The organism is Pseudarthrobacter raffinosi (genome assembly GCF_023913735.1).
Classification (GTDB): domain Bacteria; phylum Actinomycetota; class Actinomycetes; order Actinomycetales; family Micrococcaceae; genus Arthrobacter; species Arthrobacter raffinosi.
Genome location: NZ_JAMXBH010000021.1, coordinates 1 through 17937 on the forward strand (window position 1 = coordinate 1; position 17937 = coordinate 17937).

The window sequence follows — 17937 nt, forward strand, 5'->3', positions numbered from 1 at the left end:
CTCGCCTCGTTCAGGGTGGGAATGACGACACTGACTGACGCCCTCGGAGCTTCGAAGGCCAGCATCGGGAATGTTATTGGGAGCTGGGTTGAAATAGACAAATACCTCACCACTTCATGACGCTTGCGGATTTAGTCAACTCCGCACTCGGCTCGGAAGTCGGGCGCGGCACTAGCGCTACATCCGGTCATGGGTCTGGTCTCTGGCCCCAGCTCTCATTTAGCCTTCGACTCTGGCCGTGAAGATGAGCCTATGGCTGGCCTGAGGCGCCTGTCACCAGTGGCAGGTACTCACTTTTGAGCGCCGGATATACGCTTCCTACCCAAGTACAGGGGTTTGGCCGCCGGTCCGAATATTAGGTATAGGGGTTCTCATTCCGCCCATATTTTAGGGATTTGACCGCTGTATCTGGGCTAGCGCGCATAAGGGACTTCAGGTTGACGATTTCCAAGTGGAGAAAACTGCCTCCATCGACAATCCCGTCTTTGGGTCAGATAGCCGAATTGGCCGGCCACGTTCAGGCCACAGCAGGAGCCAGCGGCACGGCCACGTGGACTATGAGTGCAGCCCGGGCCGTTGCCGTCTGGTGGACGGCCCTGAAGCCGGCAACCTAGAACCTGCCTACACCGCCGTCCGGAAGAAAAGCTCCGTGACCGTTGCCAGCCGGTGCGGGTCCGCCACGCCGCAGAGCTCGCGGGCGGAGTGCATCGAGAGTAGGGGCACGCCGACGTCGACCGTCCGGATCCCCAGGCGCGTGGCGGTCAGCGGGCCAATGGTGGAGCCGCAGGGCATCACATTGTTGGACACAAATTCCTGGTACGGCACCTTCGCCTCCCCGCACAGTCTGGCCCAGAATGCCGCGCCCGGCGCGTCGGTCGCGTACCGCTGGTTGGCGTTGATCTTCAGCAGCGGGCCGCCGTTCAGGACCGGGTGGTTGGCCGGATCGTGCCGCTCCGGGTAGTTGGGGTGGACGGCGTGGCCGGCGTCCGCGGAAACGCAGAACGACGCCGCCAGCGCCTGCCGCCGTTGGCTCACCGTTGCGCCGAGGCCGTCGGAGACGCGCACGAGCACGTCTTCGAGGATGGGCCCGCACGCGCCGGATCGGGAGTTGGAGCCGATTTCCTCGTGGTCGAACGCCGCGAGAACGGCGATCGGGGCGCCGCCGATCGGCCCACCGGCCGCGCCGCCAGACGCAGCAGAAGAATGCGCGATCAGCGCCGCCAGCCCTGCGTGCGTCGCGGAAAGGTTGTCCAGGCGCCCGGAGGCGAAGAACTCGCTGTTGGCCCCGAAAACCGCGGGTGGCTGCGTGTCTGCAATAACGACGTCGTACCCGCCAATCCGCGCCGGATCAACAGAAGTGCCGCCAGGCACATGCGATGCCAAAACCGCCAGCAGGTCAACATCGGCGGGATCGCCCAGGCCCCACACAGGGTTCATGTGCCGCTGCTTGTCCAGCGTCAGGCCGTCGTTCACGGCACGGTCAAGGTGGATGGCCAGCTGCGGGAAGCGGAGCATGGGCCCGGTGGCGGTGAGGTGTTCGGTGCCGTCCAGCATGACCAGCCGGCCCGCCAGCTGAAGTTCGCGGTCCAGCCAGGAGTTGAGCAGCGGCCCGCCGTAGACCTCCACCCCGGCCTGCAGCCAGCCGAACGCTCCCGTGGTGGGCTGCGGCTTGAGCTTGAAGGACGGGGAATCCGTGTGCGCGCCAAGGAGGTTGAACCCTGTGGTGGGCCCGGCATTTTCCGGGACCACCCAAGCGATCAGCGCGCCGTCGCGGACCAGGTAGAACGAACCAGCCCCGCCGGCCCAGGGCTCACGCTCGTCCAGGCCCGTGAACCCTGCGGCGTCCAGGCGCCGGGCGGCCTCGTGGACGGCGTGGAAGCTCGACGGCGATGCGCTGACATACGCGCCAAGGTCCTGGATGTGGTCAACGGCTTTGGAGGCGGCGGCAACGGAAGGCGAAGGCATGGTTCCGAGTCTAGATGGTCACATTGAGCCCGGCGGTGTAGCCGGCCGAAGCCGATCCGATCCTGGTGGCCAGCTGGTAGATACCGCCGTCATTCCTGAAGACATTGTCCGACTGCAGGGTGGTCCGCTTCATGTTCGCGATGCTGGCCTCGTAGCCGGGAGTGGCGTAGACGTCGTCGCAGGCGGCCTTCGTCAGGGCGATCTGCGATACCGCCAGCACCTGTCCGGCGGCGGTGGCGTTGCTCATGGACTCGAACACCTCGAAGTGGATGTGCGGCCAGCGGCCGGGATAGGCTCCGGGGAAAATGGACGTGAAGGTGACCTGGCCGCTGGCGTCCGCTTCCTGGACGCCGCGGAGGTAGTTTTCGTTTGCGAGTCCGGAATCGTACATGGAGTACCTGCCGTCCCGGTCGCAGTGCCAGGCGTAAACGGCCGCGCCGGCCAGGGGTACACAGCCGTTGGCGTTGTCCAGCAGGGTCAGGGTGAACGTCAGCGGCACGCCTTCAGCCGAAGCAGACCCGGTTCCGAAGCTTGAGGTGATGTCCTGCCGCACCACCCCGGAGGCTGCCAAGACGTTGGGGCCGTTGGAGCCGTCACCGGGGTAAGGACCTGCAGTTTCCTGCGGAATCTCCACGCCGCACTCCGCGATCGCCCGGGTAAGCGTGGGGCTGGCGGTGGGTGTCGCCGTCGTACTGGCGGCGCTTGCGGTGGCTGTGGCAGTGGCGGCCGACGTCGACGTCCCGGCTGTGGTGCCTGACCCGCCGGGAGTGCACGCTGCCAGCGCCGCTGCCGCACCGCCGGCGCCGAAGAACATTCCGAGGGAACGGCGGCTGATCATGGTGGACAGATCAAACTCAAGGCCGCGGTCGTGGTCGGGGTGGGGAAGGTGGTTGCTCATGGCTCCATCCAACGCGCCCCGCCTATCCCCTGCATAGGCCCTTCCTGTGCGGAACCTGTGCGTCAGTAGGCCGCGCCAGCGTCAGTAATCCGGATTGGTGGGGACCACCAGGCCTGTCTCGTAGGCGTAAACAACTGCCTGGACCCGGTCCCGCAGGTGGAGCTTGGTCAGGATCCGGCGGACGTGGGTCTTCACCGTTGCTTCGGAGAGGAAATACCGGTGCGCGATCTCGGCATTGGAGAGACCCTCCGCCATGGCTTCGAGCATTTCTGTTTCGCGTGGCGTCAGGTCTTCGAGCAGGGAATCCCGCGGCGAGGCGGATGGGGCCGGCACGGCTGCACCGCGGACATAGGTCTCCAGCAGCCGCTGCGTAACACGCGGAGCCACCACGGCATCCCCGCTGGCCACCACCCGGACGGCATTGACCAGATCCGACGGCGCCACGTCCTTGAGGAGGAAGGCGGACGCGCCTGCCTGGAGCCCGGCGAACGCGTACTCGTCCACATCGAAGGTGGTGAGGATGATGATCCGGGCGCACGATCCGGAGGCGGTGATGGCGCGGGTTGCCTCGATACCGTCCAGCACGGGCATCCGGACGTCCATCAGCACCACGTCCGGCTTGAGATCCCGGACCAGCCGGACCGCCTCGGCACCGTCGGAGGCCTCGCCCACAATATGCAGGTCTTCCTCGCCCTCGAGGATGAGGCGGAACCCCATCCTCAGCAGCGGCTGGTCATCAACCAGCAGGACGGTTATGGGTTGGGTTTCAGTCACGTGTGCCTTGCAGTCGAGGTGGACGGGTGTGGGGTTTCCGCTGGTTCGTCGGCCGGCCAGTTCAGGACGGCACACACGCGCCAGCCGCGGCCGCGCCGCCCGGCCACCACGGTGCCTGCATAGATGCGCGCCCGTTCGGCCATCCCCGCCAGCCCCTGGCCGGAACCGGGCCCGACGCCGGCGCCTGGGAGTCCTGAACCCGGCCCGCCGCCGTCGGAGGTGCCCGGACCCGGGACTCCCGCGCCGTCGTCGAGCACTTCAATGGTGACCGTGGAGCCGGCCCGGACAATGGCCACGTCCACCCGTCCCAGCGACCGGCCGTAGCGGAGCACATTCGTCAGTGACTCCTGAACTATCCGGTAGACCGTGAGCTGGAAGGCCGCGTCGTCGGGCAGCGCCGGGCCGGTGTGCGAGTAGTGCAGCGGCAGGCCCGCGGTGCGGAAGCCTTCCAGGAGCTTAGCCAGGTTGTCGCCCGAAGCGAGCGGCTGCCGTGGCGCCGTGCCGCCGGCGTCGTCCCGGAGTACGCCCAGGGCTCGCCGCATGTCCGCCAGGGCGGTCCGGCCGGTCCGCGACAGTTCACCAAGCACTTCCCCGGCGCGGTCGGGACTTTTCCGGACCACGACGGCGGCGCCATCGGAGAGGCTGACCATCACCGTCAGTGAGTGCGCCACGACGTCGTGCATTTCGCGGGCGATCCGGTTGCGTTCGTTGACGGACGCCAGGCTGGCCGTCCGCGCCGCCCAGGCGGCGATCTCCTGCTCATGCTCCCGCCGCTGCCGCACCGAGATTCCGATCCCGGTGGCGATGACGTTGGACAGGGCGATGGTGGCGCCGGTGGCGATGCTGGTCAGGAGGTGGAAGTCGCCGGGATTGCCGCCAGCGTCGTGGATGAAGGAATTCTCCATGGGACCAACGGCGGCCAGCAGGTACAGCAGTGCCAGCGGCGCCGTGGCGGCGGCCATGGACACCAGCGCGAACCGGCGCGTGTGCACCACGGCCACGGCGTACAGCGAGAACCACAGGCCCGCTGAGACATTGGAGCCCCACGGGTGCAGCAGCGTGACGGCCACTTCCATCACCGCGACGAAGGCAGCCAACGCCACGGGGTGGGAGCGCCGGAAGAACAGGGCCCCGGCGACCACGAAGAGGAGCGCCGCCGCCAGCCAGGCGCCGGACATGATCGCGTCCACCACGGTCGGCGCCACCAGAAGCGCGTAGCTGAACACCACCACACCGTCCATCACCCGGGGATGCTGGTAAAGGTAGCGCCGGAGCATGCCGCGGCGCTTGGCCGTGATTTCGGCAAAGGACGCGTCGGCCTGGCTGGCCGGCACGTCCCTCACGAGTGCCGCTTCATTCATGCTCTGAGCCTAGTGTCCGCCTAGACGTCGCGTTTCTTGAGCACGATCATGGCCGGTACCAGGAACAGCAGAACGTAGCCCAGGAATATCAGGCCGCCCTGCCAGGGATCGATGACGCCGTCGGTGTGACCAATGGACAGGAACCGTCCGCCGGCGTCGCTGGGGAGGTACTGGGGCACATACTTCCAGAAGTCACCGGGGATGAAGGTCATAAAACTCGCCGCAATGGACAGGACGAAGAACAGGCCCACCAGCACGGTGATTCCGCCCGCGGAGTTGCGCAGCAGTGCGCCGAGCGACAGGCCGATCAGGGCCACCCCGGCAACGTAGAGGCCGCCCGTGAAGACGCTGTACAGCACCCCGTCCGTGGACCAGTCCAGGTCCAAGCCCAGTCCCTGGAAGACCGGCATGGCGATCAGGAACGTGGCCACGGCGGCGATGGTGGTGATGACGTAGGAGATCACGGCGAGCAGGATTGCCTTGGCCACAAAGGCCGGTGTGCGGCGCGGGACGGCGTTCATGGTGGAACGGATCATTCCCGTGGCGTACTCGGAGGAGATGAACAGGACAGCCAGCGAGCCCAGCACCAGGATGCCGATCTGCAGGCCTGCATTGGGCAGGTTGTACAGGTCAAAGCCTGATCCTGGCGGGAAAGTCTGCGACATCATTTCCGGCGTCAGGGTCTGGCCCTGGTCCCGGGCCTGCCGTGCCATTTCGTCCAGGAAGGAGAACCGGATCAGGACCGCGAGGGCCCCGACGCCGATAATCGCCACCAGGGTCAGGAGCAGCAGGATGCGGGTGGACATCAGGGAGAACAGCTTGATCCATTCGGACCGCAGCACACCGGCGAAGGTCACGCCCTTGGTACCAGCGGTGGAGCGGACCCGGGAAGTTTGGGTTTCAGTCATGGTGGTCATCGTCCTTACTTTCCTGCCGTTGCCGGGGCGGTTTCCGGGGCGAACTCGCCGGCGGGTCCACCGGTCAGGTGTGAGTGGTATTCCACTTCGTCCTTGGTGAGGTCGAAGTAGGCGTCTTCCAGAGACGACTGCTGCGGGGTGAGTTCGTAGACGAGCACCCGGTTGTCCAGTGCCACCTGGGCGATCTTGCGTGCGTCCAGGCCTGTCACTTCCAGGGTTTCGGGCTGGCCCTGGTCCACGGTCACGCCATCGCCGGACAGCAGGGCTGACAGCTGGGTGGCTGCGGACGTGCGGACCAGGGTCTTGACCTGACGGGTGCCCGCAATGATGTCCTGCACGGGGGCGTCCGCAATGATCTTGCCGCGGCCGATCACGATCAGGTGGTCTGCCGTCTGGGCCATTTCGCTCATGAGGTGTGAGGACAGGAAGACGGTCTTGCCCTGCCCGGCGAGGTAGCGGACCAGGTTGCGGACCCACAACACACCTTCCGGATCGAGGCCGTTGACCGGCTCATCCAGGATCAGGGTCTGCGGGTCGCCAAGGAGCGCGTTGGCAATGCCCAGGCGCTGCCCCATGCCCAGCGAGAAGCCACCTGCCTTTTTCCGCGCCACTGCCTCCAGCCCGGTCATTTCGATGACTTCGTGCACCCGGGATGTGGGGATGTTGTGCGTCGCCGCCATGGCCCGCAGGTGGTTGTAGGCGCTGCGGCTGATGTGGACCGCCTTGGCGTCCAGCAGCGCCCCCACCTCGTGCAGGGGGGCCTTGTGATCGGCGTAGTGCAGGCCGTTGACTGTGACCGTGCCCGACGTCGGCCGGTCCAGTCCCATGATCATGCGCATGGTGGTGGATTTGCCGGCACCGTTCGGGCCCAGGAAGCCCGTTACCTGCCCTGCTTTGACGGTGAAGCTGACGCCTTCAACCGCCGTTTTGCTGCCGTAGACCTTTGACAGGCCTGTTGCCTCAATCATGGAAATGTTCCTTAGAACAGCAGCCGGGTGGCTGCGGGATGCGGGGACGTTTTCGTGTGTACGCTCCACGCTACCGACGGCACAGCCGGATCTCGCCTGTCTCAGGGATGATTCAGGGTCGAATCAGGGTAGTCCGCACGGATGATCAGGGGTCCCCTCAGGGGGCGCAGGCGCCTTACGTGCGGGGCGAGTAGTACGTCAGGGCACGCGGTTCCACCCGGAACCGGACGCTGCGCACGCCCGCCAGCGCCTCGCCGTCGACCGCAAGCGCCAAGGGGGAACCCTCCGACTCAATCCGGACCTCGGTAGCCTCCCGCAGATGGGTGATCCGGGACGTCGCCACCGTGCCGGTCAACACCGACCACAGGAGCCGGAGCCGGGCAAAAGATTCGTCGGCAGTGATCATGCGGACATCCAGGACGCCATCGTCCAGCACGGGCCGCGACAGGGGCGCGTGGTCCCGGGGGTAGTAGCGACCGCGTCCGATGTACGCGATCCAGAGTTTGTGCCGGACACCGTCCACGGTCAGGGTGGTGGGTGTACCCGCGGCGAACGTCCGGAACATGGCCACCACGCCGGCCAGCGGTTTGCCGAGGGCCGGCTGCAACTGCTCCCTGCGCCGGACCAGGTTGGGGTACAGGCCGATGCTGGCCGTGTTCAGCATGACCAGGTCAGCCGTTTCGGGGTTGCCCGCCAGCCCGCGCTCCACGGTCACAACGCCGACGTCGGCCCGCGCCGCTTCACCCGCGGCCGCGGCTGCCACAGCGTCCTTCAGGTTGGCAGTCCCTGTGTCCCGCGCGAAGTGGTTGAGCGTTCCGCCCGGGAGCACCAGCAGGGGAAGGGAATGTTCGACGGCAGCTGCGGCGGCGGTGCCAACGGTACCGTCGCCGCCCCACACGCCCAGGGCGCGGGTACCCGGGCGGGAGACGGCGGCCTGGATGGCCTCCTCCAGGCTCTCTCCCAGCTCTACCGTTTTTATATGCGCCTTCGGGAATACTTCCTGAAGTGCGCCTGCCGTTTGTTCCGTGAAGGAGCCGCCGAGGGTATTCACCACGATGCTGAGACCTTCACCGCCCGGCAACTCCGGGGCCTGGGTTGCCGTGCGCGATACTCCGGGAAACGGTGGGCGGACGGGCCACCACTTACGAGTCACCAGCGCCGCCCCTGCGCCGATGGCCGAACCGAAGAACACATCCGATGGCCAGTGGGCCCCCGTGTGGACGCGGGAGTAGGCCACTCCCAGCGCCGCCGGCGCAAGTGCCGCACCGACAACCGGCTTGACCAGGCCGGCGCCGAGCGCGAAGGCGATGGCGGAGGCCGAATGCCCCGATGGCATGGACGAGCTGGTGGGCTGCGGATGGACGAACCGGAAAACCGGCAGGTGCTCGGGGAGCGGGCGTGCCCGCGGCAACAGGGTTTTGAACACCACGTTGGTCACCGCCGATGCCACCGCTTGGGCGATCAGCCCGTGCAGGGCAGCCCGGCGGGGCTTGCCGGGGAAGGCGGCCATGATCGCCGCTGCCCCGATCCACAGTTTGCCGTGGGTGGCGGAGGCCGAAATGCGGCGGAAGAACTCATCGTGGTTTCCACCCGGGAACGACGACACGCCGCGGACAAGGTGCCGGTCCATGCGGCTGATCCAGCCCGGTCCCTTGCGCCACACTCTGTACATCTCCCCACCCTATAACCGGTGAGTTCTCCCTACTTGGAGGGCGGGACCTTGGAGAACTGGGGCTTGGAGGCCAATGGCCTCGCGGCGCCGGCAAGGAGCAGTGCCACCAGGATCGGGGCGAGGATCGCGAGCAGTGCCAGATGGATTCCCGTGAGGTCGCCCAGGTAGCCAAGCAACGGCGGGCCGGCCAGGAAGGAAACATACCCCAGGGTGGATACAACCGAAACCCTGGCGGCCGCATGCTTCGGATCGTCGGCGGCGGCTGACATTCCCATGGGGAAGGCCAGCGCTGAGCCCACGCCCCACAGTGCAGCACCAACCCCGGCCAGCCAGATGTTCCCCGCGAGCACAAACAGGCACAGACCCGCCGTGGCCGCGGCCATGCTGGCCCGGAGCACTGCAACGCGGCCGTAGGTGTCGATCACACGGCCGCCGAAGAGCCGCATCGCCGTCATTGCCAGGACAAACAAGGCGAACATTAGGGCACCGGTGGATTCCGAACTGCCCAGCCCGTCAACAGTGGCCTTGGCGATCCAGTCGTTTCCGGCGCCTTCGGTGAGTGTTGCGCCCAGGACCACAACGCCTATCAGCAGGGTGCGGCTGTCACGCCAGGCCGATGGCCCCTTCACAGCCGTCGGTTCACCCTCGACCGGAGCGGCCTGGGCCGCGTGGGGGAGGAAATAGCGGGGCGCCACGAGGGCTACCACCACCACCACACCGGCGATGACCAGCAGGTGCAACGGCAGGCCGACGCCGAGCGTTGACAGGCCCGCACCAATCAGCGCCCCCACAAAGGCCCCGCCGCTGAAGGCCGCATGGAACTGCGGCATGATGGTGCGCCGAAGCTTGTGCTCAACGTCCGCCCCTTCAATGTTTTGGGAAACGTCCCACAGCCCGACGCCGATGCCGAAGAAGAACAGCGAAACGGCAGTGCCCGGGACCGATTCCGCCGACAGGGAAAGGGCAATGCCTACCCCGGCCAGGGCTGACAGCAGGGCGCCTGCCCGCACCGCGTTGGCGGTGCCGATCCTCCCCACCACAAGTCCCGCCGTCGGAAGGGCCAGCAGTGAGCCGACGGCGATGCACAGCAGAAGCGTGCCCATCTGGCCGGAGGTCAGGTGCAGCGTCTCGGTGACGGCGGGGATCCTGGCGGCCCAGCTGGCAAAGACGAAGCCGTTGATTCCAAAGACCACAAAAGTGGCGGCGGCTGCTGCCCTGAGGGACGGTCCGGCCGTCGTGCTGGTGTTGATGCTCATGCTTTGACTACTTCCACCGAGATCTTGTTGAGGTGTGCGAGTTCGTCCGCACTCAGGTCTTTGTCCGTAACTATCACGTTCACTGCGTCCAAGGGGGCAACCAGGGCCATCGCGGTGGCATTCCATTTGGCGCCGGCGCAGGCAACAATCACCCGCGCCGCGGATTCGAGTCCGGCCCGCTTCACTGCGGCGTCCTCCAAATCATGGGCCAGGAGACCGTCCCTGAGGTTCAGGGCGCAGGGGGTGACCACCGCCGTGTCGAAGCGCAGGGACCGGATATTGGCTTCCGCGAGCGGGCCGCGGAAGGAGAGCTCGCCGGGAACCAGGCTTCCGCCCGGGAGCAGCAGGGCGGGACGCTGGCCGGCATGCGGGTCGTCGTCGGTGACCGTCGTCAGGGAGCGCATGGACATGGGCATCAGCGTCAGTTCGCGCCCACGGAGGACGCGGGCAATTTCCGTGGCTGTGGTGCCGCTGTCCAGCCACACGTGTTCGCGATCTCCCAGCAGGCCTGCCACGGCGGCGGCGATCCTGGCCTTCACGCCCTGGTCTTCGAGTTCGCGCTGGCCGTAGCCCGGGTTTTCGCCGCCGGCAATGAGGCTCCTGGCACCGCCATGGACCCGACGCAGCACTCCATGCGATGCGAGCAGCTCGAGGTCGCGGCGGATGGTGGCGCCCGATGCGTCGCACGCCTGGGTCAGCTCTTCCACCGAGACTTCGGCCTGGTGGCGAAGCAGCTCCCCGATCAGGCGGTGCCGCTCTTCAGTCTTCATGCTCATATGATAGCAATTTATGATCATATGCACAGAGCACCACCCGACGCTCTCTCACTTAACGCAGGAAAATCACCAACGCTCTCTCACTCTCCTCAAGAAAGTGAGAGAGCGTCGGCCGGAAACCTGCAGGAAGTGAGAGAGCGTCAGCGGGCGCGCTCAACCCGCTTTTCGTCCCACACAGGCTCGGCGGATTCGTAGACGCGGCCGTCGGAACCGAACACCAGGAACCGGTCGAAGGTGCGGGCGAACCAGCGGTCGTGGGTGACTGCCAGGACGGTTCCCTCGAAGTGGTCGATGGCTTTTTCCAGTGCCTCGGCCGAATGCAGGTCCAGGTTGTCCGTGGGCTCATCCAACAGCAGGAGCGTGGCGCCGGAGAGCTGTAGCAGCAGGATCTGGAACCGCGCCTGCTGGCCGCCAGAGAGCGATTCGTACTTCTGCTCCGACTGCGACGCCAGGCCGTAGCCGTCCAATGCGCCGGCGGCTGCCTCCCGGCCCAGGCCGGACCGGTGCTCGTCGCCGCGGTGCAGGATCTCCAGCAGGGTCTTGCCCAGGAGGTCGGGCCGGACGTGGGTCTGGGCGAAGAAGCCGGGCCGGATACGGGCGCCGAGTTTCACGGTCCCCTCGTGCGGCACTTCAGCAATATCGACGTCGGACACGGGAAGGTGCTCCCGTTCCGGGTCCGTCCCGCCCGTGGCGAGCAGGCGCAGGAAGTGGCTCTTGCCGGAGCCGTTGGAGCCGAGCACACCCACGCGGTCCCCGAACCACACCTCGGTGGAGAACGGCTTCATCAGCCCGGTCAGTTCCAGTTTCTCAGCCACAACGGCCCGCTTGGCGGTCCGGCCACCCTTCAGGCGCATGCGCACATTCTGCTCGATCGGCAATGCTTCCGGCGGGCCGGCCTCGAGGAACTTGGCCAGGCGAGTCTGGGCGGCCTGGTAGCGGTTGGCCATGTCGGAGCGGAAGGCGGCCTTGTTTTTGTACATATTGACGAGTTCTTTGAGCTTCACGTGCTCCTCGTCCCAGCGCTTGCGGAGCTCCTCGAAGCGGGCGTTCCGGTCAGCGCGGGCGTCCACGTAGGAGCCAAAGCCGCCGCCGTGCACCCAGGCGCCGGCTCCGTTGATGCCCGGCTCAAGGGTCACGATGCGGCCGGCGGCATTGTTGAGCAGCTCGCGGTCGTGGCTGATGAAGAAGACAGTCTTTTTGGACTCGTTGAGCTTGTCCTCAAGCCAGCGCTTGCCGGGCACATCGAGGTAGTTGTCCGGCTCGTCCAGGAGCAGGAGTTGGTCAGGTCCGGCAAACAGGGCCTCCAGCACCAGCCGCTTCTGCTCGCCGCCGGAAAGGCTCGACGCCGGGCGGTGCTGTGCGCGGTCAAAGGGCAGTCCCAGCGCGGCCATGCAGACCTCGTCCCAGACAGTCTCCACGTCATAACCGCCGGCATCTCCCCAGTCCACGATGGCCTGCGCGTACCGCATCTGGCTGGGCTCGTTGTCTTGCTCCACCATCGCGAGCTCGGCCTCGTCCACCTCCCTGGCCGCGGCGGCCAGGGCCGGCGGAGCGGCGGATACCAGCAGATCTCGGACGGTGGAATCGTCCCGGACCTGGCCCACGAACTGGCGCATGATGCCCATGTTTCCGGAGCGCCCGATCACACCTTCGTCCGGTACGAGGTCGCCGGAAATGATCCGGAAGAGGGTGGTCTTGCCCGTGCCGTTGGGGCCGATCAGGGCGGTTTTGGTACCGTCCGGGACCTTGAAAGTCACGCCGTTGAGCAGCTGGGTGCCATCGGAGAGGAAGTAGTCAATGCCGGAAATGTCTATGTGGGCCACGCCATCAATCTTCCCACGCCCGCCCTACCCGGGTTTTTGTCCAGATAATCGGCCTTCGAGGCAGTTCGGCGCGCATTATCTAGACAAAACTGGGGGACCTAGCCGGCGGCGGTCAGGAACTGCTTGAGCAGCGGCCCGGACGTGGTGGCTCCGAGGCCGCCGTCCTCGACGAACACGGCCACCGCCATGTCACCGTGGACGGCCACAATCCAGGCGTGCGTCTTGGGCGGGTTCTCCTTGCCGAACTCCGCCGTGCCGGTCTTGGCGCCCACCGGCGCGCCCGGAACGGTGGACAGGAAACCCGCGTGGCCGGACGTGACTACAGCCCGCATCATGTCGGACAGCGCCGCGGCCTCGGCGGCGGTGATGGGCTGGCCGGACGCCTTGGACGGTGCCTCCGGCGTAACGGTCGACGACGGCGACGCGCCCTCCGCGGTCGTCTCGTCGGAGGTGTCTGCCGCGGCAGCCCCGGCGTCGGGGTTCAGGACCAGCTGCGGTGAGACGGGGGATCCCTTGCCCACGGAACCGGCCATGATGGCCGCTGCCAGCGGGGACAGGAGCACCTTGCCCTGGCCGATCATCGAGGCGGCATGTTCGGTGCCCGCCGCGTCGCCCGGAACGGACCCCAGGAAGGCCGCGGCGCCCAGCGCGGGGGCCTCCACCGCCACGCCCATGGCGACGGCAGCAGCCTCGAGCTGGGCCTGAGTGACTGTGTCGCGCGCAGCGATGAACGCCGTGTTGCACGAGTGGGCAAAGGCATCGCGGAGTGCCACGGACCCCAGAGACGTTTCCGGGTAACCTTCCGCGTTCTTGAACGTCCGGCCGTCCACGGTAAGGGTGGGTGTGCATTCCACCTTCGAATCGGGCGTCAGGCCGTTGCGGAGCATGGCAAGCGAATCGACGATCTTGAAGGTTGACCCGGGCGCGTACTGGCCCAGCATGGCCGTGTTGTAGCCGTTGCTTCCCGGGCCTGAGGCCGCGGCGAGAACGGCCCCCGTGGAGGGGCGGAGCGCCACGATGGCCGACGCCGGACCTACACCGGCAAGGGTGCTCTCGGCGAGTGACTGGAGGTTCGGATCAAGGGTGGTTTTCAGCGGCGTGCCCGGTGTCGGGGCCATCTCGAAGACCACCCTGCGGGGATCCGTTCCGGCGGCCTGGATCTGTTCGCGGGTCAGGTCGGCCCGCTGGGCACGGATCACCACGGCGTCTGTGCCGCGGAGCTGCGCGTCGTACTGCTGCTGGAGCCCGCCGATGCCAGTCACGTCGCCGGCGGTCAGGACGCCGTCGGACGCCTCGATCTGCTCGGCCGTGGCCTCGCCGACGGTGCCGAGGACTGCCCTTGCGAATGTGCGGCTGGGTGCCAGCGGCTGGGCTTCCGGGATGGCGCGGGCACCGGGAATGGCCGTGATCTGCGCGTCCGTGACGGTGCGGCCCTCATCACGGAGAGTGATGGCCCGGACGAACGCCTCGGCGCCGGAGGCCGCAACCTGTTGGGCGTAGGCGGCGGGATCCACGCCCACCAGTTCGGCCAGTTTGGTGGCTGACGTGGCGGCGTCCGCGGATCCCAGAAGCAGTCTGTCGATCCCCACGTTGACCACGGGACGGTACGTGACCAGCTTCGCGTCACCTGCGCCCAGGATGTCGGCGCGTTGCGGCGACTGGGTGCCCTTGCTGAGGATTTCGTTGTCGGCGAGTCCGGGGACCAGAGCTGCCGGGTTCCAGACCGCGAGCCATTTGTCCCCTGACTTCGTGAACTCTGCGGAGACCGTGTATTTCCACTCGCCGGTGCCGATTTTCCAGGTGTAGTCCAGCGGGACGGTTGCAGTGTCGCCGTCCAGGGTGAGCTCGCCGGTCGCCACTGTGGGCTTGTCCGGCTCCAGGGCCTTGAAAACGTCCTGGACCTGTTGCTTGGCCACCCGGGAGTCCTTGCCATCAAAGGCGACCGAGCCGACGTCGAGCGTGGAAAGAGCGGACGCAAACTGCTTGGCCGCGCTTTCGGCACCCCCTCTGCCGTCGTCGCAGGCAACCAAGGAGGCGCCGAGGATGAGTCCAGCTATGGCAAGCGATAGTTTCTTTGAGTTCCCCACGGCGCTATTATGCCCCGATTTGGAACGCGCTTGCTGTCACCCATCCCGCGCGAACGGACACTTGGCGCCCCAATGATTTGCGCGAAAGGACACTTGAGGACCGCTGCCAGGGGCTTAAGTGTCCATTCGCGCCGGGATAGAGGCGGGGTTCAGAGGCCGAGCGAAGGGACCCCAAGACCAAATATGTCCTTAAGGGCATGTTTCGCGGCGAAGAACCCTGGCATGCCCGTTACCCCAGGGCCGGGCGGCGTAGAGGAGGAACAGAGATACACGCCGGGCACCGGCGTCCGCCATGGAACGCTGGAAACCACAGGGCGCTGGATAAGTCCGCGCACATCCATGATGCCGGCACTGAAGTCCCCGCCCACGTAGTTCCGGTTGTAGCTGGCCAGTTCCGCCGCAGTAGTCACCCGGGCCTGCATCACCACATCCCGGAACCCGGGCGCGAAGCGCTCCAGCTGCGCGGTGACGGCCTCGCCCATGTCGCGGGTTGATCCGGCAGGCACATGGCAGTATGCCCACAGGATCTGCCGGCCGGCCGGCGCCCGGCCCGTGTCGAACCGTGATGGCTGGGCCACCAGGACGTAAGGGCGTTCCGGGTGTTTCCCGGCGGATACTTCGTTCTCGGCACGGGCAAGTTCAGCACGCGTGCCGCCGACGTGCACCGTTCCGGCGTCCCCCAGTTCCTTTGCTGCCCACGGAACGGGTCCGGACAGGATGAAGTCCACTTTGCAGGAACCATTCCCATAGCGGAACCCCTCCAGGGCTTGCCGGTACCTGGCCGGGAGGCTGTCGCCTGCAATGTTCAGCAGGCCCCGTGGGGCCACGTCCAGCAGAGTGGCCCGCGCGCCGCGGAGTTGTTGGAGGCTCTCGATCGTCGCCCCCGTATGGATCACCCCGCCGTGGGCACGGATGTCGGCCTCCAGCGCGGCCGCAATGGAGGCCGATCCGCCCAGCGGAATCGGCCAGCCTTGGGCGTGAGCCAGTGCGGTGAGCATGAGCCCGGCGCCTGCAGAGGCCAGCGAGGGCAGCTGCGAAACCGCATGGGCGGCCACGCCGCTGAGCAGTGCGGGCGCAAGGTCCTCGTGGAACCGCGCGTTCCACAGCCGCGATCCCTGCTCCAGTGTCCGCAGCCCGAAAAGCGCCGCCGCCAGGGGATCCCGGGGGATCCTCATCAGCTGGTGCTGCGTCAGATCCATCACGCCGTCAATGCGGTCAACCAGCGGGCCAAGAAGCCGGCGGTAGGCGTCGCCGTCCCGGCCCAGGCCTTGGACCGTCCGTTCGAGGCTGTGATATCCGAGGGCCGCCCGTCCGCCGTCGAGCGGTGATCCGAATGAAAGCTCCGGGACCACCAGGTCTATCCGGCGTGCCAGCTCGAAGTCGCGGAAGAAGGGTGATGCCAGCGCCATGGGATGCACGGCCGAGCAGATGTCATGGAGGTGCCCCGGCTGCATCAGTTCGGCGGTGCGGGTACCGCCTCCGATGGTGTCCGCCGCCTCGTGGACTTCGACGGAGAGGCCGGCGCGCGCCATTACGGCGGCTGCAGCCAGACCGTTGGGTCCGGACCCGACGACGGCGACGTCAGGCATGGTGTTTCGCCCGCCAAGGGAGCACCGCGTGCGAGGGATGGCGGGGGCTGAACCGCAACCAGTCCGGGAGCCCGTCGAACGGCCCTCCCTGTGGATCATCGAGGCGATGGCGGCGGACGGGATCGTAGTCCGGATCGTAGATGTCCCATACAACCCGGAACATCAAATATGCCGTTGCAAGCATATGTGCTGCCACGGCCAGGACGTAGTAGGGCATGTCAATATTGTGCTGGGTCGGGCCCTGGCTGGCCACCTGGCCCAGGTACATCCAGACGGCTGCCCAGTGCAGGCCTTCAACGCCCTGCCAAATGAGAAAATCCCGCCACCGCGGCCGGGCCAGCGCCAACAGCGGGATGAGCCACAGGACATGCTGTGGCGAATAGACCTTGCTGGTCAGGACAAAAGCACCCACGATGAGGAACGCCAACTGGGCCAGCCGCGGCCGGCGTGCTGCTGTCAGCGCCACCGCGGCAATCATGGTGCAGGCCAGCAGGAACACAGCCAGGGCCAGCCAGTTGATGGTTGCGGGATCCAGCACCGGCCAGCGCAGGCGCCGAGCCACCAGGTTGTACGCGAACCATAACGACCCGTAGCCGGCTTCCCTCGTCTCGGTGAACCTGAAGAAGTACCCCCAGCCGGACGGGTTGGAGACCGCAACAGGCACGTTAATGGCCAGCCAGGCCGCGGCGCCGGCAACGGCCGTAACCACGAACGCGCGGATCCGCCCGGTCCGCAGGGCCAGCAGCAGAACGGCTCCGAGAATCAGGGCGGCATAGGGCTTCGTCGCTGAGGCGAGGCCGATCAGGGTGCCGGCGAGGACCAGCCTTTCCCGCGAAAAACACAGCATCCCCAGCGCCAACAACGCCACGGCCCACATGTCCCAGTTGATGGTTCCGGCCAGCACGATGCCAGGTGCCAGCGCCACCATGGCCGCATCCCAGGGGCGCCGCTGTGACATCCGGGCCGTAGCCAGCACGGTGATAATCCATACGGCTGCAACCAGAGTGGCATTAACGTCGAAGTAGCCAAGAATCCGCGCGTCACTGATGCCCTGGCCCGGGACCATCCAGGCAGTCACCCCGGCAATGAGTCCCATCAGGACGGGGTCTTCAAAGAGAGATCCCGGGCTCAGGACCGGGAACGTGCCGTCCCCCAGGCCTCGGTTGCGGAAGAATTCCGGGAAGTCGGAATAGCACGTGGAATAGAACTGGCCGGGGCTCGACCAGCCATTGGCCCGGCAGTAGCCCTTGATGGCGAGGCTGGCCAGCGCCGCCACGACGGTCAAGATGATCAGGACACGTTCCACGGTAAAAACGCCGGGGGAGACGAGGCCGGGCGCCGACCGGGCACCCATCGGCCCGCCGATCAGTTCCGTGAAGTTCTTCAGCAGCAGGTCGCTGCGGCTCGGAACAACCAAGCGGGCGCGCCGTGGGTGCGCCGGTGGCTTCGTCTCCTGCATGTCTGAGAGCTTACCCGGGACGCTGCCCCGCCGGACCGGACTTGATATCCGGCACTAGCCTTCAGTTCATACCGCCCATCTGCTGGTGCAACAGGACGAAAACCTCTTCGCGCCGCCGGTCCAGGAGCTGCCCGTTGAATTCCCGGCGGCCATCCCGGAAAGGACGATCATTCCGGACAGGCCGCCGCAGGGAGAACAATGCTTTCTTGATTCTCTTGATCATGGTGGTCACCTCCTTTCGGCGTAAAATTGGGCATGACAATTAAGGCCATTTAGTGCCAGAGCAATAACGGCATAATTAGGCAGGGAAATGCCCGGTATTTATGAATTGTTCGCAAATGCGAAGAAGGACCCTACTAGCAGCGGCGGGTGCAGACCCCAACAAAGAAGCT

14 protein-coding genes are annotated in these 17937 nt (G+C 66.5%); all 14 read right to left on the reverse strand.

Annotated features, from left to right (window positions below; translation table 11 throughout):
- Positions 1-621 precede the first annotated feature (621 nt).
- The gene (locus NG698_RS17435) at positions 622-1965 is read right to left on the reverse strand and encodes a M18 family aminopeptidase (RefSeq protein WP_252611279.1); all 1344 of its coding nucleotides are present in this window, start codon (positions 1963-1965) and stop codon (positions 622-624) included.
- A gap of 10 nt (positions 1966-1975) precedes the next feature.
- On the reverse strand, positions 1976-2863 hold the full coding sequence (locus tag NG698_RS17440; RefSeq protein WP_252611281.1) for an intradiol ring-cleavage dioxygenase: 888 nt from the start codon (positions 2861-2863) through the stop codon (positions 1976-1978).
- 81 nt (positions 2864-2944) lie between these two features.
- Positions 2945-3637 carry a response regulator gene (locus tag NG698_RS17445; RefSeq protein ID WP_252611283.1) on the reverse strand — a complete coding sequence of 231 codons (693 nt, stop codon included), beginning with the start codon at positions 3635-3637 and terminating at the stop codon, positions 2945-2947.
- Positions 3634-4998, reverse strand: a complete 1365-nt coding sequence (locus tag NG698_RS17450; RefSeq protein WP_252611285.1) for a sensor histidine kinase — start codon at positions 4996-4998, stop codon at positions 3634-3636. The genes NG698_RS17445 and NG698_RS17450 overlap by 4 nt, the downstream gene beginning before the upstream one ends.
- A gap of 20 nt (positions 4999-5018) precedes the next feature.
- Positions 5019-5906, reverse strand: coding sequence for an ABC-2 transporter permease family protein (locus NG698_RS17455; protein ID WP_248763448.1), 888 nt, complete (start codon positions 5904-5906; stop codon positions 5019-5021).
- A 14-nt stretch (positions 5907-5920) separates the two neighbouring features.
- Positions 5921-6883, reverse strand: a complete 963-nt coding sequence (locus tag NG698_RS17460; protein WP_252611287.1) for an ABC transporter ATP-binding protein — start codon at positions 6881-6883, stop codon at positions 5921-5923.
- A 175-nt stretch (positions 6884-7058) separates the two neighbouring features.
- Positions 7059-8513 (reverse strand): bifunctional phosphatase PAP2/diacylglycerol kinase family protein, encoded by a 1455-nt coding sequence (locus NG698_RS17465; RefSeq protein ID WP_374210035.1) that lies wholly within the window; start codon positions 8511-8513, stop codon positions 7059-7061.
- Between the two features lie 71 nt (positions 8514-8584).
- Positions 8585-9811, reverse strand: a complete 1227-nt coding sequence (locus NG698_RS17470) for an MFS transporter (protein WP_252611288.1) — start codon at positions 9809-9811, stop codon at positions 8585-8587.
- Positions 9808-10581, reverse strand: coding sequence for a DeoR/GlpR family DNA-binding transcription regulator (locus NG698_RS17475; RefSeq protein ID WP_252611290.1), 774 nt, complete (start codon positions 10579-10581; stop codon positions 9808-9810). The genes NG698_RS17470 and NG698_RS17475 overlap by 4 nt, the downstream gene beginning before the upstream one ends.
- Positions 10582-10727: 146 nt before the next feature.
- Entirely contained in the window at positions 10728-12410 is a 1683-nt protein-coding gene (locus NG698_RS17480) for an ABC-F family ATP-binding cassette domain-containing protein (protein WP_252611292.1), read from the reverse strand.
- Between the two features lie 98 nt (positions 12411-12508).
- Positions 12509-14497, reverse strand: a complete 1989-nt coding sequence (locus tag NG698_RS17485) for a penicillin-binding transpeptidase domain-containing protein (protein WP_252611294.1) — start codon at positions 14495-14497, stop codon at positions 12509-12511.
- A 149-nt stretch (positions 14498-14646) separates the two neighbouring features.
- Positions 14647-16086, reverse strand: coding sequence for a phytoene desaturase family protein (locus NG698_RS17490; protein WP_252611296.1), 1440 nt, complete (start codon positions 16084-16086; stop codon positions 14647-14649).
- Entirely contained in the window at positions 16079-17545 is a 1467-nt protein-coding gene (locus NG698_RS17495) for a glycosyltransferase family 87 protein (RefSeq protein WP_252611298.1), read from the reverse strand. Before NG698_RS17495 ends, NG698_RS17490 begins: the two co-directional genes overlap by 8 nt.
- A gap of 61 nt (positions 17546-17606) precedes the next feature.
- Complete coding sequence (locus NG698_RS17500; protein WP_252611300.1) at positions 17607-17768, reverse strand: hypothetical protein; 162 nt, start codon at positions 17766-17768, stop codon at positions 17607-17609.
- Positions 17769-17937 lie beyond the last annotated feature (169 nt).